Below are 24,969 nucleotides of genomic sequence, written 5' to 3'. Positions count from 1 at the left end.
CGCCGCCGGGCGCGTCAGTCGACGTACGACTCCAGCGTCCCGCGCCGGCGCACGTCCAGCGTCGCGCAGTGGAACGAGCCGCCGAACGGGGCGTAGTGCAGGAGGTCGCAGGGGATCGGCTCGAAGCCCCAGCGTTCGAGGGAGCGCAGCATCTCGGTGTGGTGGCGTTCGGCGATCACCCGCTTCTCGTCCACCATGAGCACGTTCATGCTGAGCCAGCGGCCGCACATCGAGGTGACCTTCAGCAGCGGGTCCCGGATGGGGGTGGGCTCGGGGGCGATCAGGACGTCCCAGGAGCGCAGCACCTCGGGCAGCCGGTCGACGTCCACGTAGTCGGGGTTGACCAGCACCTTTCCGGGTGCCAGCGGGACGAAAGTGGTGTCGATGTGCATGGGCGTGCGGCAGCGGCTCTCGATCTCGTGGATGCGGTAGCCGGGGCCCAGGTGGCGGCGCAGCCACTCGATGCCCATGCGGTTGGTGACGTTGCTGCGGGTGACGAACAGGTCCCGTCCGGCGCGCACGAAGTCCGCGGCGTCGAAGACGGGTTCGAACTCGGTGAGGATGTAGCGCATGGGCTCGTCCGGCCCGGGGACGCGGAAGCCCTCGACGAACAGGTCGTCGGTGAGCTGTGGCTTGGGGGCCGAGGTCCAGCGGGCGCCGCGCCGGAAGTAGTCCTTGAGGATCGGGCGGTAGGAGTGCGTCTCGAAGTACCGGCAGGGCCAGGCCATCGGCGTCTCGATGATCTCGTCGCCGATCACGAGCATGCTGTCGCGCGGACAGCTGTTGCAGAAGCCGCGTGACGACCAGTCCGGGGTGCCGAAGCGCCGTCCGTGGTCGACGGCGTCGGGGCGGCGGACGGTGACGCCGAGGGACGTGAGCAGCGCGACGAACCCTTCCAGTTCCTGCTGCGCCCGCTCGACCAGCAGCCGCGGGTACCGGAAACCGCCGGCGAGCCCTTGCAGCCGCGCGGCCCACGGCGGCACGTTGCACGTCACCACCGGGTGGGTCGGGGGGATCCGCGACCCGTCGAGCCGCCCGACGATGATCTCCTCCAGCGGATCCCACTCGTTGTGCGAACAGACCGGTGACACAAGACGTTCCGCCGACTCGTCGGTCACCTCACTCACCAGCGCCATGCAGACCAGATTCCCGGACGACCCGGATTCAAGCGCACCCCACCCGTACGGAGGCACCCGAGTCCGCCTGAGTCCGACGTAATCCCCATACCGGGGGCATATGCGGTTTTCATGCCGTTGGCATATGACAAGTGCCCTCACCTACCGGCCCACCGGCGGCATCGTCGCCGCGGCCACCACCTCACTGCCCGAACAGCCCGGCGGCCCCCGCAACTGGGACTACCGCTACTGCCGGCCGCGCGACGCCACGTTCACCCTCCAGGCGCTCATCGGCACCGGCTACCTGGAGGAGGCCACCCAGTGGCGGGACCGGCTGCTGCGCGCGGTCGCCGGCAACCCCGGGCACCAGAAGGTGCGGTACGCGGTGGTGCGCGATCTGCTCGACGTACGCGAGGGGACCGGCTGCGCGCCCAGCGGATCCAGCCCGCGCACCGCCGCTGCCGCCGTCGGCCTGTCGTGGTCGGTCATGCCCCCACTCTGCGCCGGGCGTCGCGCGCTCGCCTCCCGTGGGCGCGCGGCCGGGCTTCGGGGCCGGCCCCGCCCACGTGCCCCGCCCGTCGCCCGCGCGCCCGCGCGCCCGCGCGTGGAACGGTCACCGGCGGTCCTCCCCCGCCGTGCTCGCGGGCGCTGTCCGTGCTCTCAGGCGCTGACCGTGCTCTCAGGCGCTGACCGTGCTCTCAGGCGCTGTCCGCCGCGGTGAACTGGCCGTTGCCCACCACCTTCAGCAGTGCGAGGCGTTCGCTCGCGTCACTGCCGACGGGCGGGGTGTAGAGGATGACGCGCTGGTCTCCGCGCGGCGCGAGCAGGACCTGGCAGTCCAGGTCGACCGGGCCGATCAGCGGGTGCAGCACGCGCATCCTGGACGACCGCCGTACGGCGACCTCGTGCAGGTCCCACAGGGCGCCGAACTCCTCGCTGGCCTCGCGCAGGCGCCGTACCAGACGGGCCGCCGCGGGATCGCCGGTGCGCCGGCCCGCGGCGGCCCGCAGGTCGGCGACGTGCAGCCGGCTGTAGTAGTCGTGCTCGTCGGACGGGTACGCGGCGCGCTGCGCGGGGTCGGTGAACCAGCGCCAGACGATGTTGCGGCCGTGCTCGGACACCGAGCACACCCCGCCGAGCAGCGCCTCAGCCATCGCGTTCTGCGCCAGCACGTCACCCAGGTCGTTCAGCACCTGCACCGGGGTGGTGGGCAGTTGGTCCACCAGGTGCAGCAGGCCGGGGTGGACGCGGTCGCCGCAGGTGCGGGCGGCGGGCGGGCGCCGGCCGGCGAGGAGGTGGAGGTGGTCGGACTCGTCGTCGGACAGCCGCAGGGCGCGGGCCAGGGCCGCCAGCATCTCCGGGGAGGGCTGCGGGCCGCGGCCCTGTTCGAGCCGTATGTAGTAGTCGGCCGACATGCCGGCGAGCTGGGCGACCTCCTCGCGGCGCAGTCCCGGGGTGCGGCGGCGCGGGCCGACGGGCAGCCCGGCGTCCTGGGGGCGCACACGGTCGCGGGAGCGGCGCAGGAAGTCGGCGAGGCCGGCACGGTCGATCGTCATGGCCGCCATCCTGCAACACCCCTGCTCCGCGCAGCCAGGGATCGCCGGTCCCAGGCTGAGGAGGTCTCTCCCGGCCCGTCCGCCGCGGCGGCAGTGTGGGCGGGGCCGGGGCACGAGGCGCCGGCGGATGACACGAGGAGCGTCCCATGCCCACCCTGACCGTCGACGGCGCGCGGGTCCACTACCACCGGACCGGCGAGGGCCCCGCACTGGTCCTGGTCCACGGCACCGGTTCGGCGGGCGCCGCCGTCAACTGGGGTGAGATCACACCCCGGTTCGCCGGGCACCGTACCGTGATCGCCCCCGATCTGTCGGGCACCGAGGCCACCACCGACGACGGTGGTCCGCTGACCGCGGAGGGGCTGGCCGCGCAGGTCGTCGCCGTCATCGAGGACGCCGCCGACGGCCCGGTGGACCTGCTGGGCTTCTCCATGGGGGCCACCGTCGCCGCCACCGTGGCCGCCCTGCGCCCCGACCTCGTACGGCGTCTGGTGCTCGCGGCCGGCTGGGCCCACACCGACTCCGACGCGTACCTGCGCAGCCTGTTCACCCTCTGGCAGGAGCTGGGCACCGCCTCCCCGGCCGCGTTCGGCCGGGCCGTGGCGATGACCGGCTTCAGCCGCGGCTTCCTCAACGCCATCGGGCGGGAGCGGTTCGAGGCCCTGATCCCCAACATGCCGCCCACCGAGGGCACTCTGCGGCACATCGCCTACGACCTGCGGGTCGACATCCGGCACCTGCTGCCCCGGATCCAGGCCCCTTCGCTCGTGATCGGTGCCGCCCAGGACATCACCGTCCCCGTCGAGCACAGCCGCGCGCTGCACGCCGCCCTCCCCCACAGCTCCTACGCCGAGATCGACACGGGGCATGTGATGTTCTTCGAGCAGGAGGACGCCTTCGTCAAGCTCGTGACGGGCTTCCTGGACAGCTGAGCGCAGGGGCAGTCGGAAGGGGGTCGCCGGGGCTTACGGGAGGCCGGCCGCCAGGCCTCCCGTAAGGCTGACGCCGTGTCAGGCCGCGGACAGGTAGGCGGGTGCGGACCAGGCCACGTCGTCGACCGCGAGCCAGGGCGCGTCCGCCACCGCGCCGGGCGTCACCCCGGCGAACGCCCGGACGTCACGGTGGAGATGGGACTGGTCGACGTAACCGCTCTCCGCCGCGACGAGCGCGGCGCCGTGCCCGGCGGCGAGACGGTGCACCGCGTGGTCGAAGCGGATCAGCCGGGCCGCGCGCTTGGGGCCGAGGCCGATCTGGGCGCGGAACCGGGACCACAGCCGCTTGCGGCTCCATCCGGCCTCGGCGGCCAGCGACTCGACCCGCGCCAGGCCCCGGCTCGCCACCAACCGCCGCCAGACGAAGGCGACTTCGGGATCGGGCGCCCGGTCCTCGTCGAGCCGCCGGGCGAGGGCGGCCTCCGCGAGCGCGAACCGTCCCTCCCACGAGCCGGCCTCGCGCAGCCGCTCCCCGGTGCGCGCGCCGTCACGGCCCCACAGGTCCTCCAGCGACAGCACCGTCCCGGCCGGCTGCGACGGCGCGCCCAGCACCGCGTGCGCGACCAGCGGCGACAGCCGCACCTGTAGACACTCGATGGCACGGCCGCGCCCTCTGACCCCGCTCGGCCCGAGCCCGACGACCACACTCCCCGCCTGCCGCCGGCCGCTGGTGTCGGCCACGGCGAGCGAGCCGTCCCCCAGGTCGACGGCGACCGTGACCGCCGGGTACGGCACGACGCTCAGATCGACCAGGTCCGCCGTACGGGCGCGGAAGCCGGCCATGCCGACCCCGGGCAGCCGACCGGGCCGCGACGGGGTGGCGATGTCCCACACCGCGGCGGCGTCCGGGGCCCGCTCGGCGGATGGCATGGCGCCAGGTTACGGGACATTCGTCCAAGACGGTCCGGGGCGGGTGCCCGGAGACTGGCGGCGCGCCGCTGAGCGCGGCCGTGAACACCCGCACCGGGAAGGACCGTTGTGATGCGCTCACCGATCGACCCGTTCACGCCGGCCGTCGAACTCGCCGCCGCGATCCGCGGGAAGGAGGTGAGCCCGGTGGAGGTGGCGGAGATGTTCCTCGAGCGGATGGACGCGCTCGACCCCCGCCTGAACGCCTTCTGTCACCGGGCCGACGACGACGTCCGCAAGGCCGCGGCGGAGGCGGCCGACGCGGTGGTCCGGGCCGGGTCGCGGTCGTCGTCGGCGGCCAGGGATCTGCCGCCTTTCCTCGGCGTCCCGCTGCCCGTCAAGGACCTCGTCGACGTGGCCGGCTGGCCCACCACGCACGGTTCGGCCGGCGCGGACCGGCGGCCGGCCACGGCGTCGGATCCGGTGGTACGGCGGTTCCTGGACGCGGGGTTCGTCCTGCTCGGCAAGACCACCACCTCCGAGTTCGGCACCCTGCCCTTCACCGAGAGCCCGGCCCTGGGGATCTCGCGCAACCCGTGGGACCCGGACCGCACCCCCGGCGGGTCGTCGAGCGGTGCGGGCGTCGCGGTCGCCGCCGGGATGGCGCCGCTCGCGCACGCCGAGGACGGCGGCGGGTCGATCCGCATCCCCGCCTCGTGCACCGGCCTCGTCGGGCTCAAGCCCACCCGCGGCCTGGTGACCAACGAGGTGATCGGCGTGGAGGGGCTGGCCACCAGCGGGGTGGTCACGCGCTCGGTGGCGGACACCGCGGCCGTCCTCGACGTGCTCGCGCGTCATGACCCGGGCGCCTGGTGGTCGCCTCCGAGCCCGCGCCGGCCGTTCACGGCCGCGCTGCGCGCGGAGCTGCCGGCCGGGCTGCGGATCGGTGTGCTCACCGACTCCCCGATCGACGGCATTGCCGTGGACCCGGCGTGCCGGGCGGCCGTCGACGTCACCCTGCGGGCGCTCGAATCGGCCGGCGGGCACCTCGTGGACACGCCGCTGCCGCTGCCCCCGGCCGACGAGCTGGTCGGGTCCTTCACGACCCTCTGGAACCTCGGCGGCGCCGGTGTCCCGCTCGCGGACCCGGACCGGGTCGAGCCGCACAACCGGGTCCTGCGGGACGCGGCACGCGCGGTCGACTCCTGGGCCTACGCGGAAGCGGTGCGCGGGACCCAGCGGCTGTCGCGGCGCGTCGTGGAGGGCTTCGTCGCCGGCTTCGACCTGCTGGTCACCCCGACGACGGCCCGCCTCCCGCCGCGCGTCGGCGCCCTGCGGGCGGGCACCGACGAGGATCCCCTGGCGGCCCTGCGCAACAGCTATCCCCTGGGGGTGTTCACGTCGCTGTTCAATGTGACGGGCCAGCCGGCGGTGTCCGTCCCCGTCCACCACGACGACGCGACCGGCCTGCCCGTCGGCGTGCAGCTCGTCGCCGCCCCCTGGCGCGAGGACCTGCTCCTCCAGGCGGCCCGCGCCCTCGAACTGGCCCTCCCCTGGGCCGGCCGCCGCCCGCCCGTCGGCTGAGGCCCGGCCCGCGAGCGACGGGGAGCGGGACGTACCCCTTGGGTGGGGTCTGCGCGGAGCCGGAGCCGCTCGGTGGGGTCCGGGGGCTGGTGCTCGGCGGGTCGATGCGGATCTTCGCGAGGACCCGCCCCGCGGCCCGTTCACCCGTGCCCGGCTCAACCCCGAGCCGGCCTGGGCGGACGTCGGTCACCGGCCGGGGCGGGGCCGCGCGTCGTGCCCGCCGGTGCCTCCTCCGTCCACCACACGGTGGCGGCCCGGCGCTGGTCGCGGCGCATGAGGACGGCCGTGAGGAGGACGACGACCGCCGTCGCGGCGGCGAGCGGGATCAGGAACGCGGTCATCATGACTCCTTCCGTCCGGAGGTCTCCTCACATCTGCCGCGGCACGGCCGACGCGGCGCGCTCGACGGGGCACGCCTTGACGGGGCACGCCTTGAGGGGCGCGCCTCACGCCCGGTGCCGGTTCCCGGCGTACTGCCGGTCACCGGCACCGGAGCGATCCGTTGTGCTCCCCGCGGCCATGGTGCACCGGCGGCGCGGGCCGGCGCATTGCCGAGTCCCGGCAGAGTTCTCTAAGGTCTGCGTGCCTGGCACTGTCAGGAAGTCGTCAAGATCCGCCGGATACCGCCGGACGTCTGGAAGGGGGTACGCGTGGCGGAACCCGCACCACCGGAGCCGTACCTCGACGGCTACGCCCGCATCCTGGCCGAGGTGTCCGCCACGGGCCGCCGCCTGACCCGCGACGAGCTGGAGTCCCGCCGGGTCCTCGGCGAGCGGGCCGCCGACGCCGGACTGGGCCTGCGCGCCCTGGTCGGCGCGTATCTCGCCGCCACCCGCACCGCCTGGCCCCACACCCCCGGCACCGCCGACAGCGTGCTCGCCGCCGTCGAGCAGGCGATCGACGCGGTCGCCGCGGGCTACGAGCGGGCCCAGCGGCTCGCCGTACGGCAGGAGGAGGCCGCCCGCCGCGAGTTCATCGACGACCTCCTCTACGGCCGCTCCGACCTGGGCCGCCTCGCCGAGCGCGCGGAACGCTTCGGGCTGCGGCTCTCCCGCGCCCACGCCGTGGCCGTCGCCGAGGGCTCCGGCGGGTACGAGGAGGGCGCCCCGGTCCCCCGGCAGGTGGAGCAGGCGCTCATCCTCCGCTTCGGCGACCGCGACTTCCTGCTGACCACGAAGGGCGGCCGGCTCCTGTGCGTCGCCCCCGGCGACCAGCCGGAGATCCTGACCCACTTCGCCCGGCAGGCGCACGCCGCGACCGGCGGCGGCCGGGTCGCGATCGGGCGCCCCCAGCCCGGTCCGGGCGGCGTCGTCCACTCCTACGAGGAGGCGCTCAACACACTGGAACTCGCGGACCGCCTCCACCTCGACGAGCCCGTGCTGCGCGCGGCCGACATGCTCGTCTATCCCGTCCTCACCCGTGACCGCCAGGCCATGGCCGACCTGGTCCAGGGCACCCTCGGCCCGCTCACCACCGCCCGCAACGGCGCCCAGCCGCTCCTCGACACCCTCGTCGCCTACTTCGACTGCGGCTGCGTCGCCGCCGAGGCGGCCCGGCGGCTCTCCCTGAGCGTGCGCGCCCTGACGTACCGGCTGGAACGCATCCACCAGCTCACCGGCGTGAACCCCACCGACCCCGCCCGCCGCTACACCCTCCACACCGCCGTCATCGGCGCCCGCCTGCTGGACTGGCCCGCGCAGAGCCTGTGACGCGTGCGGTCGCGACGGGACGGCGCGAGGGCGACGCGGCGGCGCGAGGGCGACGCGGCGGCGCGAGGGCGACGCGGCGGTGCGAGGGCGACGCGGCGGCGCGAGGGCGACGCGGCGGTGCGAGGGCGACGTCACTTCTGGTCCTGGTGCGGGACCACCGCCACCGGGCAGTCGGCGTGATGCAGCAGCGTGTGCCCCACCACCCCGAGCTGCGGCCCGAGATGCCCGTGACGGCGGTGGGCCCCGACGACCAGGAGGTCGGCCGCGGCGGAGCGGGCGAGCAGCACCTGGCGGGTGGACCCGTCGGTCACCAGGCGCCGCACGTCGGGGCGGGAGAGCCCGTCCGGCAGGTCCCCCACGGCACGCAGGGTCTCGTCGACCAGCGCCGAGGCCTCTTCCTCCAGGTGATGAGCCGGCTCTCCGCGCAGCAGCGGGTGCCCGGCGGCCCGGTGGGCCGGCCGGTGCCAGACCCGTACGACCTCCAGCACGCTGTGGCGCACCGCGGCCTCGCGCAGCGCGAACCGCGCCGCCGCCGGACCGGTGGCCGGACCGCCGACGCCCAGGACGACGCGGCCGTTCGCCACGTCCTGATTGCGCAGGCTGCCGCGTACCACGACGACCGGGCAGGTGGCGCGGGCCGCCAGGGACAGGCCGACCGAGCCGAGCAGCAGCTCCCGGATCGGTCCCCGGCCCCTCGACCCGGTCACGACGGCGGTGGCGCCGGCGGCCTCCCGCAGCAGCGCCGACGCGGCGTCCTGCGGCACCAGATCGGTGCTGATCTCCAGCATGGAGGCGCGCCGCCTGGCCCGCTCCGCGGCCTGCGCCAGGATGGCCTCGGCGAGATCGTGCTCGGTGACCGGCTCCGGATCACCTCCCAGGGCGTCCTGGAACGCGTCGGCCTCGTACCGCTCCCACAGCGACGCGTGGACGATCCGCAGCGCCAGACCGTGCCGGACCGCCTCGTCGGCGGCCCAGTCCACCGCCAGCAGACCGGGCTCCGAGCCGTCGACGCCCACGACCAAGGGCCGCCGTTCCATGGCCCCCACCGCCTTCGTCACACAGGGACCTCCTCAATGTCCCTCCGACAGCGATCCACGGTCGCTGCCATTTGCCCGTTTCATTGGCGTACGTCCGGATACGCGGCAAAGCGCACCAACTGCCACATCCATACCGGCGCGTACAGGGCGGCGAAGGCCCGGAACGGTGTACGCGCGCAGCAGGGAGGAAGCGATGACTGCTGAACCGACGGACGGCGGTCCCGAGCGTGTCCAGCGGGCCGGACAGACGGCGAAGGAACAGGCCTCGGCCGTGACCGGCCAGGCGGGCCAGGCCGCCGGCCAGGTCGGGAGCACAGCGCTGGAGCAGGCCAGAACGGTGACCGGAGAGGCCCGCCGGCAGACCGAGAGCGCGGTGTCCGACCTGCGGGAACGCGTGACCCAGGAGATGGAGGAGCAGGCGCGGCGCGCGGCGGGCACGGTACGGCAGTGGGCGGACGATCTGGCCGCTCTGGCGGACAACGCGCCCGGCGAGTCCCCGGCCCGCAGTCTCGTGACGCAGGTGGCGGACGGAGGTCACCGCGCCGCCGAGTACCTGGACCAGCACGGGGTGGCCGGCATGACCGAGAACCTGAAGGGCTTCGCTCGCCGGCGGCCGGGCGCGTTCCTGGCGGGTGCGGCGCTGGCGGGCCTGGCCGTCGGCAGGATGGGCAAGGCCGGCGGCAAGGCCCGGTCCGCACAGCAGCAGCCGTCCATGGCGGGCGACGCCACGCAGCCGTCCATGGCGGGCGCCGCCACGCAGCCGTCCATGGCGGGCACCGCCACGCCACCGCCGCCACCACCACCGCAACTGCCGGAGGGCGCCGCGCCGCCGGTGCCGCCGGTGCCGCCGGTCTACCCGGGGGTGTGACATGCCGTCGTTCACACCCGAGCCACGCGGCCAGGACCGCTCGGTGGGAGAGCTGTTGTCCGAGGTCACCTCGGACGTACAGACACTCCTGCGGCAGGAGATCGAGCTGGCCAAGGTGGAGATACGCCAGGAGGCCACCAAAGCGGGGAAGGTGGGCGGCATGTTCGGCGGGGCGGGCTTCGCCGGGTACATGGTCGCCCTGTTCGCCTCGCTCGCGGCCGTGTTCGGCCTGGCCAACGTGATGGACGCCGCCTGGGCGGCCCTCATCGTCACCGCTCTGTGGGCGGGAATCGGAGCGGTGCTGTTCGTCATGGGCCGCTCCCGGATGCGAGAGGTGTCGCCGAAACCGCAGCAGACCGTGGAGACCCTGAAGGAGGACGCCCGATGGGCACGTCACCCGACCAAGTGAGGGCCGAGATCGAAGCGACCCGTGGCCGACTGTCGCAGAACGTCGACCGGTTGGCCGACCGCACCAGCCCCGCGCGCGTGATGCGCCGCCGCACCCATCGGGTCCGCGGCGCGGTCTCCGGAATGCGCGAGCGGGTCATGGGCTCCGCCTCCGGGACCGCGGGCGCGGTCCAGGGGCGTACGCAGCAGGCCGCCGCGTCGGTGCAGGAGAGCGCCGGCCAGGCGGCGGACACCGTGCGCCGGACCGCCGGGCAGGTCGGTGAGGCCGTCGGCAGCGCCCCTGAGCAGGCCGTCCGGCAGACCCAGGGCAATCCGCTCGCGGCCGGACTGATCGCCTTCGGCGCCGGTCTGCTGGCCGCCTCGCTCCTGCCGACCACGCAAGCGGAGGAACAGGCGGCCGCCCAGCTCACCGAGCAGGCCGGTCAGGCCTTGGAGCCGGCCAAGCAGGCGGTGATGGAGTCCGCGCAGCACCTCAAGGACGACGCCGCCGAGACCGCCAGGCAGGCCGCTCAGGAAGTGAAGGACACCGCGACGGAGGCCGCCCGCACCACCAAGGAGGAAGCGCGGGAACAGACCGGACACGTCTCCGAGCAGGCCAGGCAGTCCGGCGGGCAGGTGGCCGACGAGGCCCGTCGGCAGCCCCCCGCCTCGGCCTGAACGCTCAGCGGCCCGCCGCACCGGCTGCGTCTGCCGGTGCGCGGGCCCCCTTCGGTGGGGCGGGCCGCTGTCGGTCGGCGGACCGCGTTCGGTGTGGCGGACCGCGGCCGGTGCGGCGGGCCCCGGCGGTGGCGCCGGTCAGACGGGTTTGCGTGGCCGAGGCACCCATGCCTTGGCCCCCACGAACCCGCACACGAGGCCGAGCGCGTCCCGCAGAATGCGCTGCTCGGGGGACGGGCTGACCCAGAGTGCCTGCTCCAGCAGCTGACGGCGACGCTGGCGCGTCGCCTCCAGAAGGGTTCGCCCCGCCCCGGTGAGGGCCACCTCGACGTGGCGCCCCGCCGGAGTACGGCGCACCAGGCCGCGCGCCTCCAGCCGGTGGCACAGCCGGGTCACCGACGACCGGCTGATGCCCAGACAGTCCGCGAGTGTGTCGGAAGAGAGAGCGCAGGCGCTCTCCGAGAGCGCGGCCAGCGCACGCAATTGCTGCTCGGAGACGGTGGGTGCGACATCCCGGCGAGCGCGGTGCCACAACTCGACAACGGATTCGACCACTGGCTCGACCACCGCCATGGCATGGGCAGCCTCACGGTCTGTGGACATGCTCCGCTCCTTCCTCGGCGTCAGGCCGGGCCTCTACCCGCCTGGCGGTGCACCACCCGCGGAGCGCTCCTCGTCAATCCGTTCGAAACCGATGTGACCTGGTCTTTCGGCCTGAGAGCGTTGATCACCGGGTCAGCCACTCGGGTGAAGGACACCGGGGCGCCGTGGCACCGGGCGGGAAGATCGCCGAGCGGTGAACAGGTCGCGGAACACAGAAATGGTGGCCGGGATCGCTCCCGACCACCACTCGTGATCTGTGTCCGAGGGGGGACTTGAACCCCCACGCCCGATAAAGGGCACTAGCACCTCAAGCTAGCGCGTCTGCCATTCCGCCACCCGGACCAGGTGTCTGCCGCCCTGCCGGGGTGTTCCCCCCGCGGCGACAGGGACAACAATACCAAGGTTTCGGAGTGCCTTTCACCTGCGTATTCGCAGGCCGGGGAGACAGGGGGCGGCGGGCGGACACCCGGAAGGGGACCGTCACCGCTTGCGACGGCGCTGTCACTCGATGGTGCCAGGTGCGGGTGCGAATGCGGTCAGCACTTCTCCCGCAGCGAGTGCAGGTGCTCGCTGGACTTGCGGGCGAAGGCGAAGGACTCGGCCGGGTTGTCGTGCTCGGCCTGCCAGTGGTGGGCGAAGCGCTCGCCGCGCAGCCGGGTGACGGCCGACAGGAACCGCCGGTAGTCGATGTCCCCGTCACCGACGTCGACCATGCGGTAGCCGTGCTCGGTGGTCGGGTCGCTGACCCCGTCCTTCACGTGGAACAGGGGGTAGCGGTGGGGCTGCCTCAGGACGTAGTCGAGGGGGTCGAAGGGGGCGGGTGTGCCGTCGGGCCGCTTGGAGAAGCGGAACTGGCCGACGTACGCCCAGTAGATGTCCATCTCCAGGTAGACCAGGTCGGGGTCGGTCTCGGCGAGCAGCACGTCGTAGAGGCGGACGTGCGGCTTGTCGGTGGCGAAGGAGAACTCCTCGGAGTGGTTGTGCTGGTAGAACTTCATGCCGCGCGCCCTCGCCGCCGCGCCGTAGGTGTTGAAGTCCTCGGCGGCGCGCTTCCAGGCGTCGACGGTCGAGCCGTAGCGGAACGGGTTGGACGCCGTGCCGATGTGCCTCAGGCCCAGTGCCTGGGCGTCGTCGAGGACCTTGGTGAGGTTGGTGGCGAAGGTGTAGGCGTTGGGGTCGCTGGAGTGATAGTTGACGTGGCTGCCGATGGGGTTGAGGCCGTGGTTCCGGGCCAGGCGCTTGAGCTGGGCGAGGGTGATGGCGCCCGCGGAGCCCTGGGTGTATCCGGCGAATTCCACCTCGTCGTAGCCGTACTTCTCCAGTTCGGCGAAGACGGGGCCGAAGCCGAGCGTGGAGACCTTGTCGCGCAGGCTGTACAGCTGGATGCCGAGCCGGCCGGGCGGCAGGACGGGGCGGCCCCGGCCGGGCGCGCTCGCGGTGCCGGCCGTGGTGTTGCCGGCGGCGGCCGCGGGGGCGGACGCCGCGCCGAGCAGGCCGGCGGCGGTGGCGCCGGCGGCGACACCGAGCATGCCTCGTCTGGTGAGGCGGTGGGTGAGTTCGGGGTCGGGCTGGGAGAAGCGGCTCATGCCTGGAACTCCTTGGGGTCGGGGGCCGTTGTCAGTGGTGGGTGCTTCACTGGTGACAGGTCAGGACAGACCGGCCAGCCGGAGCAGGAGTGCTTTCACGTCGGTGGCCGCGACGCGGTCGCCGACAGCGCGGGGGGTGGAGCAGATGAGGAGCGGACCGTCGTCGTCGCTCGCCGGGAGGCGGCCGTGGCTGCCCCGAATGGGTGAGGGGTCCAGAGGCACGACCGCCATGCGGTAGCGCAGGCCCAGCTTCTTGCGGGCGAGGGCCGTCGCCGCCTTCACCTTGACGTAGGGGTCGAGGGGATCCATGAAGAGTTCGACCGGGTCGTAGCCGGGTTTGCGGTGGATCTCGACGAGGCGCGCGAAGTCGGGCGCGCGGGCGTCGTCGAGCCAGTAGTAGTACGTGAACCAGGCGTCCGGCTCGGCCACGGCGACGAGTTCACCGGAGCGCGGATGGCCGAGGTGGTGGGTCTTCTTGCCCTCGTCGTCGAGGAGCAGGTCGATGCCGGGCAGGCCGTCGAGCGCGGCGCGGGTCGCCGCCAGGTCCTCGGGGCGGCGGACGTAGACGTGGGCGATCTGGTGGTCGGCGACGGCGAAGGCGCGGGACGCCATCGGGTCGAGGTATTCCATGCCGTCCTGGGTGTGCACCTCCAGCAGTCCGGCGCGGCGCAGTGCCCGGTTGATGTCGACGGGCCGGGACACGCGGGTGATGCCGTACTCGGAGAGGGCGACGACGGTGCGGCCCTCGGCGCGGGCGTCGTCCAGCAGCGGGCCGAGCGCGGTGTCCAGGTCGGCGGCGGCCCGCAGGGAGCGGGGGTCCTCGGGGCCGAAGCGCTGGAGGTCGTAGTCGAGGTGAGGGAGGTAGCACAGGGTCAGGTCGGGGCGGCGGGTGCGCTGGATGTACCGGGTGGCGTCGATGATCCAGCGGCTGGAGACGAGGCCGGCGCCGGGGCCCCAGAACTGGAAGAGGGGGAAGGTGCCGAAGTTGCGGGTGAGTTCGTCGTGCAGGCCGGCGGGGCGGGTGTAGCAGTCGGGCTCCTTGCGGCCGTCGGCGTAGTAGACCGGACGGGGGGTGACGGTGACGTCGGTGTCGGCGCCCATGGCGTACCACCAGCAGATGTTGGCGACGGTGTAGCCGGGGTGGGCGCGGCGGGCGGCGTCCCAGAGCTTGTCGCCCGCGACCAGACCGTTGTGCTGGCGCCACAGCAGCACCTCGCCGAGTTCGCGGAAGTACCAGCCGTTGCCGACGATGCCGTGCTCGGCCGGCATGGTGCCGGTGAGGAAGGTGGACTGGGCGGCGCAGGTGACGGCGGGCAGGACGGTGCCGAGCGGGGCGTGGGAGCCGGACCGGGCGAGGGCCTTGAGGTGCGGCATGTGGTCGAGGAGTCGGGGGGTGAGGCCGACGACGTCGAGGACGAGGAGCGGGGTGGGGCGCGCCGGGGTGTGGGCGGTCACGGCAGCTCCTTCAGGCCGAGGTCGGTGAGGAGGTCGCGGGCGAGGGCGAGTTCGGCGGCGATGCCGTCGGCGAGCCGGCCGCGGGTGTGGGGGCGCAGTTCGGGCGGGAGGGCCTGCCAGGTGTAGGTCTCGACCTCCAGGTGGCGGGTGAGCGGGTGCGGGCCGCCGACGAGCCGGGCCAAGGCGGCCTTGAGGACGGGGAGGGTGGAGGTGAGGGGCGCGGCGGGGGCCGCGTGCAGCGGGACGTGGAAGTGGGACCGCCAGGGTGCGCCGTCCGGGAGGGTGTCGCCGCGCAGGGCCTCGCCGAGGTCGTCGGTGCCGCGCAGGCCGGCCGCGGTGGGGGTGCGGGTCTGGTGCAGGAAGCGGGGTTCGTCGAAGGCGGCGAGGGCGTCGCGGACCTCGGGGAGGTGGGGGTGTTCGGCGTGCAGGGCGGCGGAGAGCTGGGATTTGACGACGGGGACACCGGCGTCGGTGAGGGCGTCGAGGGCGGTGTCCGGGTCTTCGAAGGAGGTGGCGAGGTGGCAGGTGTCGACACAGATCCCGATGCGGGGGTGGGCGATGGCGGCCAGCGGGGCGAGGGCGTCGCCGGTGGTCTCGACGACGCAGCCGGGCTCGGGTTCGAGGCCGACGCGCAGGGAGCGGCCGGTCAGTTCGGCGAGGGCGTCGAGGCGTTCGCCGAGGGTGGCCAGGGCGGTGCGGGCGGCCGCGGCGCGTTCCTCGTCGGCGGCGGTGCGCCAGGCGAGCGGCAGGGTGGAGATGCTGCCCTCGGTGACGTCGTCGGGGAGCAGCCCGGCGAGGACGCGGGCGAGGGCGGTGGTGTGGTCGAGACGTTCCGGGTCGGCCCAGTCGGGGCGGTAGACGCGGTACTTGACCTCCTCGGCGCCGAACCCTTCGTAGGGGAAGCCGTTGAGGGTGACGACCTCCAGGCCGCGCCGGTCGAGTTCGGTGCGCAGGGCGCGCAGCGCGGACGGGTCGGCGACGAGGGCGCGGGCGGCGTCCCGGGCGAGCCACAGGCCGATGCCGAGGCGGTCGCGGCCGAGGCGGCGGCGCACCGGTTCGCAGTGGTCGCGCAGCTGGGCGAGGACTCCGTCGAGGGTTTCCGCGGGGTGGACGTTGGTGCAGTAGGCGAGGTGGACGACGGAGCCGTCGGGGTGGCGGAAGCGCATCGCTCACTCCCCGCCGCGCAGGATGGAGTTGCCCTCGTGGGTGGCGTCGGTGGCGGCGACGTCGAGGGTGAGCCGGCCGCTGAGGCCGTAGAAGGCGACGGGGTTGCGCCACAGCACCCGGTCGACGTCGTCCTCGGTGAAGCCCTCGGCGAGCATCAGGTCGCCGACCTTGCGGGTCTTCAGCGGATCGCTTCTGCCCCAGTCGGCGGCGGAGTTCACCAGGACCTGGTCGAGGCCGTGGGCGCGCAGCAGGGCGACCATCCGTTCCTCGTCCATCTTGGTGTCGGGGTAGACCGAGAAGCCGAGCCAGCAGCCGCTGTCCTTGGCCTCCTTGACGGTGGTCTCGTTGAGGTGGTCCAGCAGCACCCGCTCCGGCGGGAGGGCGGATTCGCGGACCAGGTCGAGGGTGCGGCGCAGACCGGCGAGTTTGTCGCGGTGCGGGGTGTGCACCAGGGCGGGCAGGCCGTGGTCGGCGGCGAGCTGGAGCTGGGCGGCGAGCGCGGTGTCCTCGGCGGGGGTCATGGAGTCGTAGCCGATCTCGCCGACGGCGACGACCTGGTCCTTGACGAGATAGCGGGGCAGTTCGTCGAGGACGGGACGGCAGCGCGGGTCGTTCGCCTCCTTCGGGTTGAGCGCGATGGTGCAGTGGTGGGCGATGCCGTACTGGGCGGCGCGGAAGGGTTCCCAGCCGAGGAGGGAGTCGAAGTAGTCGAAGAAGGTGGCGGGCGAGGTGCGGGGCTGGCCGAGCCAGAAGGAGGGTTCGACGACGGCGCGGACACCGGCCGCGTACATGGCCTCGTAGTCGTCGGTGGTGCGGGAGGTCATGTGGATGTGGGGGTCGAAGATGCGCATCAGGACTCCTTGCCGTGGGGGACGTCCGGTCCGTGCGACGGGGGCGGGGGCGCGCTCTCGGTGCCGGGTTCGGTCAGGGCCAGTACGCGGTGCAGGTCCTCGGGGACGGGGCGGCCGGCGGCGGTGCGTTCGGCGGCGTAGTCGCCGAGCATGCGGGCCAGTTCGGCGTCGCCGCGGGCGCGCTCCGCCAAGCCGGCCACCGCGTCGACGGGCACGCCGGTGAACAGGCACTTCAGGACGGCGTGGCGCCAGGTGTGCGGGTCGAGGTGGCGGGCGGCGTACGGGCCTACGGCGGCGGCGAGCAGGCTGGTGTCGTTGGTGCGCAGGGCGTCCTCGACGAGCGGCAGGGCGTCCGGGCCGGGCACCAGGTGGGGCAGGGCGTGCAGGACGGCGCGGCGTTCGGCGGCGGTGCCCTGGGCGTAGACGCGGCGCAGCGCGGCCGGGTCGGCGCGGGCGGCGTGCAGGACGAGGACGCGGGCGGCGTCGGCGTGGGCGGCGCCGCAGCGGCGGCCGGCCTCGGCGAGCCGCAGCTCCCACACCGAGATCGGACCGTGGGCGCCGGGGTGGGCGGTGGCCTCGGCGAGCGCCTGGTCGAGCCAGGCGCGGGCGGCTCCGGACAGTTCGGCGTCGAGGCGGGCGCGGAGGTCGTCCAGCGGGGCGCGGGCGAGGGTGACGCCCGGTACCGGGCCGCCCGGCGTGGGGCCGCCCGGGTCGGGCTGTGCGTGGGTCATGGGGTGCTCCCTTGTGGGGTCGGCGCCGCGTGACGGAGGAAGGGCAGGGACCGCTCGGCGTGGTGCGGGCCCGCGTGGGAGTGGCGGGGCAGTTCGACGACGGTGAGTCCCTGGTAGCCGGTGGCGGCCAGGGCCGCGAGGACCGGCGGGAAGTCGATCTCGCCGTCGCCGAACGGCAGGTGCTCGTGGACTCCGCGCCGCATGTCCTCGATCTGGACGTGGCGCAGCCAGGGGGCGGCGGCGCGGACGCAGTCGGCGGGCGGGAGCGGTTCGAGGCACTGGCAGTGGCCGATGTCCAGGGTGAGCCCGAGGGGTCCGGGGTCGCCGAGGAGGCGGCGCAGGTGGTGGAAGTCGGCGAGGGTGGCGAGGAGGTGGCCCGGTTCGGGTTCGACGGCGAGGGGGACGCCGGCGGTGGCGGCGGCGTCCAGGACGGGGGCGAGGCTGTCGGCGAGGCGTTTCCACGCCGTGTCCGGGTCCGTCCCGGCGGGGGTGATGCCGCTGAAACAGTGCACGGCGTGGGCGCCGAGGTCGGCGGCGATCCGCACGGCGCGCAGCAGCAGGTCGGCGCGGCGGGCCCGGTCCCGCGGGTCCGGGTCCAGCAGGGAGGGGCCGTGCTTGCGGCGCGGGTCGAGGACGTAGCGGGCGCCGGTCTCCACGGTGACGGACAGGCCGAGCGCGTGCAGACGGCGGGCGACGCGGCGGGTGCGGGCGGAGAGGAGGGGTGCGTACGGGTCGAGGTGCATGTGGTCGAGGGTCAGTCCGACGCCGTCGTAGCCGAGGTCGGCGAGCAGGGCGAGGGCGTCGTCGAGGCGCAGGTCGGCGAGGCCGTTGGTGCCGTAGCCGAAGCGGAGGGGGGAGCGGGTGCCGGCGGCGGCGGGGCGGGTGGTCATGTGATGCTCACCTTCCTCGCGCAGGCCCGGCCGATCGGGGCGAGGGCGGCGACGGCCAGGGCGGTGACGCGGGCTCCGGCGCGGGCGCACAGCGCGGCCTGCAGCGGGATGGTGGCGCGGATGCCGCCGCCGACGGCCCGCTGGGTGAGCGGGGGTGAGGGGTTGAGGGCGGCGTGCAGGTAGGGGCGGGCGACGGTGGCGGCGTACGCGGCGCCGAGGGCGGTCCGCAGGGCGGAGGTCTGCCGGGACTCGGCGGCCGGCCGGGGTGCGGTGGTCCGCCGGGATGCGGCGGTCTGCCACGACTCGGCGGCCTGCCGGGACAGTGGTGGGGCGGGCCGGCGGGTCAGCAGACCGGTCAGCAGGGCGGCGATCTGCCGGGACTCGGCGGCCTGCCACGACGTGACGGTCTGCTGGGACTCCGGTGGGGCGGGCCGGCGGGTCAGCGGGCCGGTCAGCAGGGCGGCGATCTGCCGGGGCTCGGCGGCCTGCCGGGATGCGGTGGTCTGCCGGGACGCGGCGGCCTGCCACGACTCGACGGCCTGCCGGAGCGCCACCGCCTGCCGGGGCTCGGCGGTCTGCCGGGACTCCGGTGGGGCGGGCCGGCGGGTCAGCAGGCCGGTCAGCAGGGCGGAGGCGGCGAGCGCGGCCAGCGGGCCGGCGGACGAGCCGCCCTGCGCCTCCCGGCGGGACACCGTCGTCACCGCGAGGGTGTGGCCGGCCAGCAGCGCCGCGGACGGGAGGGCGGCACGGGTGCGACCGCCGCCGGCCGCGGCACCCAGGAGCAGGTCGAGGCCGCGGGCGGCGGCCATGGCGGCCGGCCCGGCCGGGGTGTGCTTCAGGCCGAGGTCGTACGACCAGACGGTGGCCGCGAGGGGTGCGGCGACGGCCAGCGCGGGGCGCCCTGCGCGGGCGGCGAGGGCGAGCCCCGCGCCGGTCAGCGCACAGGCCGCGGTCAGGGCCGCCACCGGGCGGACCCGGCCCGAGGGCAGCGGCCGGTGCGGGCGGTCCCGGGCGTCCTCCGCGCGGTCCGCCCAGTCGTTGAGGGCCATGCCGGCCTCGTACAGGCAGAGGGAGGAACCGATGGCGAGCAGTGTGCGGGTGTCGGGACGCGTCCCCGTCGCCGCGGCGCCCGCGAGGGCGTCGCCGGGGACGGTGAACAGGGCGGGCAGACGCAGCAGTTCCGCCCAGGCGCGGGCCCCGTCCCGGCCACCGCGCCGCGCGGCCCGCACGGCCCGGGCGGCCCCCGTGTCGGAGACGTCGGGGGCGTCGCGGGCGTCGGAGGCCTCCGGGGCACCGCCTGTGCCGGTGAGGAGCGGGGCGGTGGTGCGGCCGGCACCGCCGGACACGTGGTGCGCGAGCCTGCCTGTGCGGCGGCCGGTCCCGTCGCGCAGCGCCCCGCCGCCGGTCTCGCCCGACGGTCCCTGCCCGTCGACGTGTCGCTCACTCATCGGCGCTCCCCGGACGACTCGGCCCGGGCGACGCCGGGAGCCTGCGCCCCGGCGGCCCCGGAACGCTCCGCCGTCGCAGCGTGACGACGCCCCGCCCCGGCGGCCCCGGAACGCTCCGCCGTCGTCCCGGCGGCCTCCGCCTCCGCCCCCGTGGCTCCGAACGGCTCCGCCTCGGGCGGCTGCGGCCGCCCCTCGCCCCGTAGCCGTTCCGCGAGGTCCAGCAGGACCGTGTACTGCTCGCCGAGGGACGACGGGGCGTTGCCCACCGGGTCCTTGAAGTAGAAGGCCAGTTCGGCGAGGGGGCCGGCAAGGCCCTGCTCGTGGGCGCGGGCGAGGAGGCGGGCCAGGTCGAGGACGAGGGGCGCGGCGAGGGCGGAGTCGCAGCCCTGCCAGATGGTCTGGAGGATCATGCGGGTGCCGAGGAAGCCGTCGAAGGCGATGTGGTCCCAGGCGGTCTTCCAGTCACCGAGGGCGGGCACGTCGTCGATGTGGATCTCGCCCTCGGGGACGGTGCCGAGGGTGTCGGCGAGGACGCGTTCCTTGCCGGCGTTCTTCGCCGCGGCGGCGGCCGGGTCGGCGAGGGCGGCGCCGTCCCCGCCGCCCAGCAGGTTGGTGCCGGACCAGGCGCGTACGGTGAGCGCCCGCTGGGCGAACATCGGGCCCAGCACGGAGCGCAGCAGCGTCTGCCCGGTCTTGCCGTCGCGGCCCGCGTACGGCAGTCCGGAGGCGGCCGTCTCCGCGGCCAGCGCCGGGTGGTGCAGGCCTGTGGAGGGGGTGAAGTTGACGTAGGGGCAGCCGGCGCGCAGGGCCGCCGCCGCGTACAGGGAGCTGGCCGGCAGCTCCTCGCCGGCCGGCGCGGGTTCCGTCGAGGCCACGTTCACCACGACGGCCCGCTGCAGCCCGTGCCGCCGTATGAAGTCCCGTATGTCGGAGGTGAAGACGGTGATCAGGTCCTCCGCGTCACGGGTGTCGCCGGCGCCGCCCGGGGCCGGACCGCCGGGCCGGATCTCCCGGTCGGCGGCGGCGAGTTCGGCGGCGACGGCGGCCGGCAGGCCGGGCGGCAGGACGCCGCCCGCGGCGAGCGCCTCGGCGCGTTTGGGCAGGGGGCAGTCGACGACGTCGTGGCCGCCGAAGACGAGGGAGGACAGGGGTGGCAGCCCGCAGTCCGCGAAGGGCGGGGTCTCGGTGACCATGCCGGTGGGTGGGTGCAGTCCCGCCGTGACGGCGGCGCAGCCGGCGACGACGGTGGTGGCGACGGACCCGCGGGCCCCGATCAGCCAGACGCCGACGCGTGGCCGGGAAACGGACGCGGACATGAGCGGCCTCCTTGTGCCCACGATGTGGCCGGATGTCGTCCCCGTAGCGGTGGCGGAGGACGGCGGGCAGGGGTCCGGCGTCCCCCGCCCGCCGCCGTTCAGTCGCCCTGCGAGCCCTGGGAGCCCTGGGAGCCCTGGGAGCCCTGGAGGTCCCGGGAGGCGGTCGCGGGCAGTTCCTTGATCCGGATGTCGCGGAAGGACACCTGGTCCTCGGCTCCGTGGTTCTGGATGCCGATGTGTCCGTCCCGAAGGCTCCGCGCCGGGTCCGTGCTGGTGAAATCGTTGATCTTCACGCCGTTGAGCCAGACGCGGAGGCGTTCGCCCTCCACGCGGATCTCGTACGTGTTCCACTCCCCCGGCGGGTTGAGCGCGCGGTCGCGTTTCCTCAGGTCGGCGGAGCGGAAGCCGTAGACGGAACCGGTGGTCTTCTCCGGTACGTCGGTGGCGTCGATCTGGATCTCGTAGCCCTGGTTCACCGCCGACCAGGGGTCGTCCGACGGCGGGAAGCCGACGAACACCCCGGAGTTGTCGTCGCCGGCCATGCGCCAGTCCAGCTTCAGCGAGTAGGCGGAGAAGCCGGACGCGGCGTACCAGAGCATCCCCATGCCGCCGGACGAGGTGAGCGTGCCGTCGTCGGAGAGGGTGAAGGAGCCGGGGCCGGCCTGGCGCCAGCCGTCCAGCGAGGCCTGGGTGCCGTCGAAGAGCGGACGGTAGCCGTTCTCCGGGCGGCAGTCGGCCTGGGCGTCGCCGATGGCGTACCGGATCCCGCCGAGCAGGTGCTCGCGGAAGGCGGGTTCGGCGAAGGACTCCTCGGTGTGGCCGCCGCCGGTGTAGAAGGCGCGGCCGCCCTGGTAGGTCTGGCACCAGGCGATCGGGTGGTCGCCGTGCATGGTGCCGCCGGTGTACGAGGACTCGTCGAGCGAGGCGAGGACATGGGCGCGCTCGCGCGGGTTGGAGCGGTAGTCGTACCACTCGTCGGTGCGGTGCCAGGTGCGGGCCAGCCCGGAGGTCGCCGGGTGGGCGCGGTCCTCGACGTGGACGTCGGCCGGCTGGATCGCCGGGTGCGACCGGAAGTAGGCGCCGGCGAGTCCGCCGTAGAACGCCCAGTCGTACTCGGTGTCGGCGGCCGCGTGGATGCCGACGTAACCTCCGCCGCGGCGGATGAACCCCTCGAAGGCGGACTGCTGGGTGGCGTTCAGGACGTCGCCGGTCGTGGAGAGGAACACGACCGCGTCGTAGCGGCGCAGGTTGGCCGGGGTGAACGCGGCCGCGTCCTCGGTGGCGTCGACCGTGAAGCCGCCCCGCTCGCCGAGCGCGCGCACGGTGGCGACGCCCTCGGGGATGGAGTCGTGGCGGAAGCCGGCCGTCTTGGAGAAGACCAGTACGCGCTTGCCGTCGTGCGCGCCCTCCGCGGCCGAGAGCGCCGGCTGCGCGGCGAGGCCGCCGAGCAGCAGCGCCGCCGCGGTGACCGCGGTGGTCAGTCGTGCGGTGGATCGCATCGCGGCCTCCTCTCAGCCGGTGGTGAAGGTGAAGTCGTCGACGTCGAACAGCGCGCCGGTGCCGCTGCCCTTGAAGACCAGGTACAGGGTGGTGGTGCCGCGCGGGGCGCGGGAGAGGCCGGCGCTGACGTCCTGGAAGACGTCCCAGCCGCCGGTCACCGGGACGGTGGCCTTGCCGAGGAGGGTGCCGGTGGAGGAGCCCGCGCGGATCTCCAGGGTGCCGCCCGCGCCACCGGAGGAGACGCGCGCGGTGATGCTCTTGGCATTGTTCAGGAGGTACGGCGTGAAGGAGATCCAGTCGCCGTTGTGGACGTTGCCGACGGTGCGGCCGCCGTGCGCGGTGTCCTTGGTGATGACCGAGACGCCGGAGCCGTTGCCGAAGTGCTCGGCCTGGCGGTGCTTGGGCTGGGCGACGTTCTGGTCGTGGGTGGTGAGCGGGGCCTGGCCGCCGCCTCCGCCGTCGGTGTACTCGGCGTCGATCACGCCGAAGATGTTGGCGTCCTCGTCGTGGCCGCCGTCGGCGCTGGTCTGCAGGGTGCCGGTGCAGCCGTTGGCCGAGGTCAGCGGGTGGCCGTGGGAGTCGTGGCCGAGGATGAAGGTGACCTTGACCTTGGCGCAGTCGATCGCGGTGCCGTCCTCGGGATCGGTGACCCTCACCTTGAACGGGATGGCGTCACCGAAGCTGAACAGCTGTCCGTCGCGCGGTGTCTCCAGCACCACGGTGGGCGCGGTGTTGCCGACGACGATCCGCACACTGGCGCTGCCGGTGCGGCCCGAGGGGTCCGTGGCGGTCACGGTCGCCGTGTAGGTGCCGTTCTTGCGGTAGCGGTGGGCGGGGTTCGGCTGGGTGGAGCTGGTGCCGTCGCCGAAGTCCCAGCGGTAGGTCAGGGCGTCGCCGTCCTGGTCGGTGGAGCCCTCGGAGGAGAACCGGACCCACAGCGGGGCCTTGCCGGAGGTGCGGCTCGCGCTCGCCTGGGCGACCGGGGAGTGGCCGTCGGTGGCGTTCTCGATGCGGTACAGGGCCGAGTGCTCGTCACCGCCGAACCAGGCGGTGCCGTAGTCGAGGACGTACAGCGCGCCGTCCGGGCCGAAGGCCATGTCCATGACCTGGGTGCCGGTCCACGGGATGTCGGAGATCGCCTGCACCGTGCCGTCGCCGCCGTGCTCGATCCGCTTGATCCAGCGCCGCCCGAACTCCCCGGCGAAGAAGTCGCCGTCGTACGCCTCGGGGAACTTCACCGGCGAGTCGAGCGCCGGGTCGTAGCGGTAGACCGGGCCGCCCATCGGGGACTCGGAGCCGCTGCCGAACTCGGGCAGTGAGCCGCCGTCGTACGGGATCCAGGCGGGCTGGGCCGGGGGCAGCTCGGTCAGGCCGGTGTTGTTCGGCGAGGTGTTCCTCGGGGCGGCGCAGTCGAAGGGCGCGCCCGAGGTCTTCGTGGCGAAGTCGTAGTCGACGTAGGCGTCGTTGTCGCCGGTGCAGTACGGCCAGCCGAAGTTGCCGGGGCCGGTGACGCGGGCGAACTCGACCTGGCCGGCCGGGCCGCGGGCCGGGTCGGCGGCGCCGGCGTCGGGGCCGTAGTCGCCGACGTAGAGGATGCCGGTCTCCTTGTCGACGCTGAAGCGGAACGGGTTGCGGAAGCCCATCGCGTAGATCTCGGGCCGCGTCCTGTCGGTGCCGGGCGGGAAGAGGTTGCCATCGGGGACGGAGTAGGAGCCGTCGGCGTTCACCTTGATGCGCAGGATCTTGCCGCGCAGGTCGTTGGTGTTGCCGGAGGTGCGCTGGGCGTCGAAGGCGGGGTTGCGGTTCGCGCGCTCGTCGATCGGGGTGAAGCCGTCCGACTGGAACGGGTTGGAGTCGTCGCCCGTCGACAGGTACAGGTTGCCGGCGGCGTCGAAGTCGATGTCGCCGCCGACGTGGCAGCAGATGCCGCGGCTGGCCGGGACGTCGAGGATCTTCTTCTCGCTGGCGGTGTCGAGGGTGCCGTCCGTCCGCAGCACGAAGCGGGAGAGGCGGTTGACGCCGTCGAAGGGGGCGAAGTCGGCGGCGGTGCCGGTCTCGGGCGCGTCGCCCGCGGGGGTGTTCAGCGGGGGCGCGTAGTAGAGGTAGATGAAACGGTTCTCCGCGAAGCCGGGGTCGACGCCGACGCCCTGGAGGCCCTCCTCGTCGTGGCTGTAGACGTCGATCTTCCCGGCGAGTCTGGTGTTGCCCGCGGCGTCGGTCAGGCGCAGTTCGCCGTCGCGCGAGGTGTGCAGGACGGAGCGGTCCGGGAGGACGGCGAGCGACATGGGCTCGCCCACCTCCGCCTCGCCCTTGGCCAGGGTGACCTGCTGGAAGTCCTCTGCGGCCACGGCGCTCCGGCCGTCGGCGGCGTCCCGGCCGGGCACGGCCGCGCCGGCCTGGGGCGCCACGAAGGTGAGGGAGGCGCCGGCCAGCAGCGCCCCGCCGAGCAGGGCGACGGCTCTGCGCAGGGCCTGGCGCGGTCGCCCGGGGGTGTCGGTTCTTCCGGTGCCGGTCGTGGGGTGGTTCCGGTCGTTCCCGTGCACGAATGCCTCCAGAAAGGGGCGGGTTGTACGGGCGGGTGCCTGCGCCGGGATGCGCCGTCATCCCGGAGAGTCGTGCGGTGCGGTGCGGTGCCGTGCGGGTCCGG

22 protein-coding genes, 1 tRNA gene and 1 pseudogene are annotated in these 24,969 nt (G+C 74.4%); 7 read left to right on the top strand and 17 right to left on the bottom strand.

What is annotated here, in order from left to right; all coding sequences use genetic code 11:
• Positions 1–14: 14 nt before the first annotated feature.
• On the bottom strand, positions 15–1,136 hold the full coding sequence (locus AB0K92_RS14425) for an amidinotransferase (protein ID WP_365922650.1): 1,122 nt from the start codon (positions 1,134–1,136) through the stop codon (positions 15–17).
• 133 nt (positions 1,137–1,269) lie between these two features.
• On the opposite strand from AB0K92_RS14425, the pseudogene AB0K92_RS14420 reads away from it, so the two are divergent.
• Positions 1,270–1,476 (top strand): annotated as a pseudogene (locus AB0K92_RS14420) (glycoside hydrolase family 15 protein); the annotation flags it as partial.
• Positions 1,477–1,813: 337 nt separating this feature from the next.
• Here the strand turns inward: AB0K92_RS14420 and AB0K92_RS14415 are convergent.
• Positions 1,814–2,680, bottom strand: coding sequence for a helix-turn-helix transcriptional regulator (locus tag AB0K92_RS14415; RefSeq protein WP_365922648.1), 867 nt, complete (start codon positions 2,678–2,680; stop codon positions 1,814–1,816).
• Between the two features lie 137 nt (positions 2,681–2,817).
• Here AB0K92_RS14415 and AB0K92_RS14410 point away from each other — a divergent pair, with 137 nt between their 5' ends.
• The gene (locus AB0K92_RS14410; RefSeq protein ID WP_365922646.1) at positions 2,818–3,603 is read left to right on the top strand and encodes an alpha/beta hydrolase; all 786 of its coding nucleotides are present in this window, start codon (positions 2,818–2,820) and stop codon (positions 3,601–3,603) included.
• A gap of 78 nt (positions 3,604–3,681) precedes the next feature.
• On the opposite strand, the gene AB0K92_RS14405 is transcribed toward AB0K92_RS14410, so the two are convergent.
• Positions 3,682–4,533 (bottom strand): helix-turn-helix domain-containing protein, encoded by an 852-nt coding sequence (locus AB0K92_RS14405; RefSeq protein WP_365922644.1) that lies wholly within the window; start codon positions 4,531–4,533, stop codon positions 3,682–3,684.
• A gap of 111 nt (positions 4,534–4,644) precedes the next feature.
• Between AB0K92_RS14405 and AB0K92_RS14400 the strand changes: the two genes are divergently transcribed.
• Positions 4,645–6,096, top strand: coding sequence for an amidase (locus tag AB0K92_RS14400; protein WP_365922642.1), 1,452 nt, complete (start codon positions 4,645–4,647; stop codon positions 6,094–6,096).
• 155 nt (positions 6,097–6,251) lie between these two features.
• Here AB0K92_RS14400 and AB0K92_RS14395 read toward each other — a convergent pair whose 3' ends face one another.
• On the bottom strand, positions 6,252–6,440 hold the full coding sequence (locus AB0K92_RS14395) for a hypothetical protein (RefSeq protein ID WP_365922640.1): 189 nt from the start codon (positions 6,438–6,440) through the stop codon (positions 6,252–6,254).
• A gap of 306 nt (positions 6,441–6,746) precedes the next feature.
• On the opposite strand from AB0K92_RS14395, the gene AB0K92_RS14390 reads away from it, so the two are divergent.
• On the top strand, positions 6,747–7,805 hold the full coding sequence (locus tag AB0K92_RS14390) for a helix-turn-helix domain-containing protein (RefSeq protein ID WP_365922638.1): 1,059 nt from the start codon (positions 6,747–6,749) through the stop codon (positions 7,803–7,805).
• 131 nt (positions 7,806–7,936) lie between these two features.
• On the opposite strand, the gene AB0K92_RS14385 is transcribed toward AB0K92_RS14390, so the two are convergent.
• Complete coding sequence (locus tag AB0K92_RS14385; RefSeq protein ID WP_365922636.1) at positions 7,937–8,863, bottom strand: universal stress protein; 927 nt, start codon at positions 8,861–8,863, stop codon at positions 7,937–7,939.
• A 172-nt stretch (positions 8,864–9,035) separates the two neighbouring features.
• Between AB0K92_RS14385 and AB0K92_RS14380 the strand changes: the two genes are divergently transcribed.
• The 3 genes from AB0K92_RS14380 to AB0K92_RS14370 are packed head-to-tail and all read left to right on the top strand — an operon-like array spanning position 9,036 to position 10,775.
• Positions 9,036–9,710: a hypothetical protein gene (locus AB0K92_RS14380; RefSeq protein ID WP_365922634.1), complete on the top strand. Its 675-nt coding sequence runs from the start codon at positions 9,036–9,038 to the stop codon at positions 9,708–9,710.
• Between the two features lies 1 nt (position 9,711).
• On the top strand, positions 9,712–10,119 hold the full coding sequence (locus AB0K92_RS14375) for a phage holin family protein (protein ID WP_365922632.1): 408 nt from the start codon (positions 9,712–9,714) through the stop codon (positions 10,117–10,119).
• Positions 10,095–10,775 carry a DUF3618 domain-containing protein gene (locus tag AB0K92_RS14370; protein WP_365922630.1) on the top strand — a complete coding sequence of 227 codons (681 nt, stop codon included), beginning with the start codon at positions 10,095–10,097 and terminating at the stop codon, positions 10,773–10,775. The genes AB0K92_RS14375 and AB0K92_RS14370 overlap by 25 nt, the downstream gene beginning before the upstream one ends.
• 138 nt (positions 10,776–10,913) lie before the next feature.
• Here AB0K92_RS14370 and AB0K92_RS14365 read toward each other — a convergent pair whose 3' ends face one another.
• From AB0K92_RS14365 to AB0K92_RS14310, 12 genes are all read right to left on the bottom strand, one after another.
• Positions 10,914–11,378 carry a MarR family transcriptional regulator gene (locus tag AB0K92_RS14365; RefSeq protein WP_365922628.1) on the bottom strand — a complete coding sequence of 155 codons (465 nt, stop codon included), beginning with the start codon at positions 11,376–11,378 and terminating at the stop codon, positions 10,914–10,916.
• Between the two features lie 257 nt (positions 11,379–11,635).
• Positions 11,636–11,720: transfer RNA gene (locus AB0K92_RS14360), tRNA-Leu, on the bottom strand.
• Positions 11,721–11,914: 194 nt separating this feature from the next.
• The gene (locus AB0K92_RS14355; protein ID WP_365922626.1) at positions 11,915–12,964 is read right to left on the bottom strand and encodes a sugar phosphate isomerase/epimerase; all 1,050 of its coding nucleotides are present in this window, start codon (positions 12,962–12,964) and stop codon (positions 11,915–11,917) included.
• A gap of 60 nt (positions 12,965–13,024) precedes the next feature.
• Positions 13,025–14,419: a nucleotide pyrophosphatase/phosphodiesterase family protein gene (locus tag AB0K92_RS14350; RefSeq protein WP_365922624.1), complete on the bottom strand. Its 1,395-nt coding sequence runs from the start codon at positions 14,417–14,419 to the stop codon at positions 13,025–13,027.
• Positions 14,416–15,585, bottom strand: coding sequence for a metabolite traffic protein EboE (gene eboE, locus AB0K92_RS14345; protein ID WP_365922622.1), 1,170 nt, complete (start codon positions 15,583–15,585; stop codon positions 14,416–14,418). Before eboE ends, AB0K92_RS14350 begins: the two co-directional genes overlap by 4 nt.
• A 3-nt stretch (positions 15,586–15,588) precedes the next feature.
• A complete protein-coding gene (locus tag AB0K92_RS14340; RefSeq protein ID WP_365922620.1) occupies positions 15,589–16,437 on the bottom strand; it encodes a TatD family hydrolase in 849 nt (282 codons plus the stop codon).
• Entirely contained in the window at positions 16,437–17,168 is a 732-nt protein-coding gene (locus AB0K92_RS14335; RefSeq protein WP_365922618.1) for an EboA domain-containing protein, read from the bottom strand. The genes AB0K92_RS14340 and AB0K92_RS14335 overlap by 1 nt, the downstream gene beginning before the upstream one ends.
• Complete coding sequence (locus tag AB0K92_RS14330; RefSeq protein WP_365922616.1) at positions 17,165–18,058, bottom strand: sugar phosphate isomerase/epimerase family protein; 894 nt, start codon at positions 18,056–18,058, stop codon at positions 17,165–17,167. Before AB0K92_RS14330 ends, AB0K92_RS14335 begins: the two co-directional genes overlap by 4 nt.
• Positions 18,055–19,506: an SCO3242 family prenyltransferase gene (locus tag AB0K92_RS14325; RefSeq protein ID WP_365922614.1), complete on the bottom strand. Its 1,452-nt coding sequence runs from the start codon at positions 19,504–19,506 to the stop codon at positions 18,055–18,057. The genes AB0K92_RS14330 and AB0K92_RS14325 overlap by 4 nt, the downstream gene beginning before the upstream one ends.
• Complete coding sequence (locus AB0K92_RS14320) at positions 19,503–20,822, bottom strand: inositol-3-phosphate synthase (protein ID WP_365922612.1); 1,320 nt, start codon at positions 20,820–20,822, stop codon at positions 19,503–19,505. The genes AB0K92_RS14325 and AB0K92_RS14320 overlap by 4 nt, the downstream gene beginning before the upstream one ends.
• 98 nt (positions 20,823–20,920) lie before the next feature.
• Positions 20,921–22,321 carry a ThuA domain-containing protein gene (locus tag AB0K92_RS14315; protein WP_365922610.1) on the bottom strand — a complete coding sequence of 467 codons (1,401 nt, stop codon included), beginning with the start codon at positions 22,319–22,321 and terminating at the stop codon, positions 20,921–20,923.
• Positions 22,322–22,333: 12 nt separating this feature from the next.
• Positions 22,334–24,865 carry a PQQ-dependent sugar dehydrogenase gene (locus tag AB0K92_RS14310; RefSeq protein ID WP_365922608.1) on the bottom strand — a complete coding sequence of 844 codons (2,532 nt, stop codon included), beginning with the start codon at positions 24,863–24,865 and terminating at the stop codon, positions 22,334–22,336.
• Between the last annotated feature and the right edge of the window lie 104 nt (positions 24,866–24,969).

This window comes from Streptomyces sp. NPDC052687 (assembly GCF_040678395.1).
Taxonomy (GTDB): Bacteria; Actinomycetota; Actinomycetes; order Streptomycetales; family Streptomycetaceae; genus Streptomyces.
This window is presented reverse-complemented; position numbering and strand designations above follow the sequence as displayed.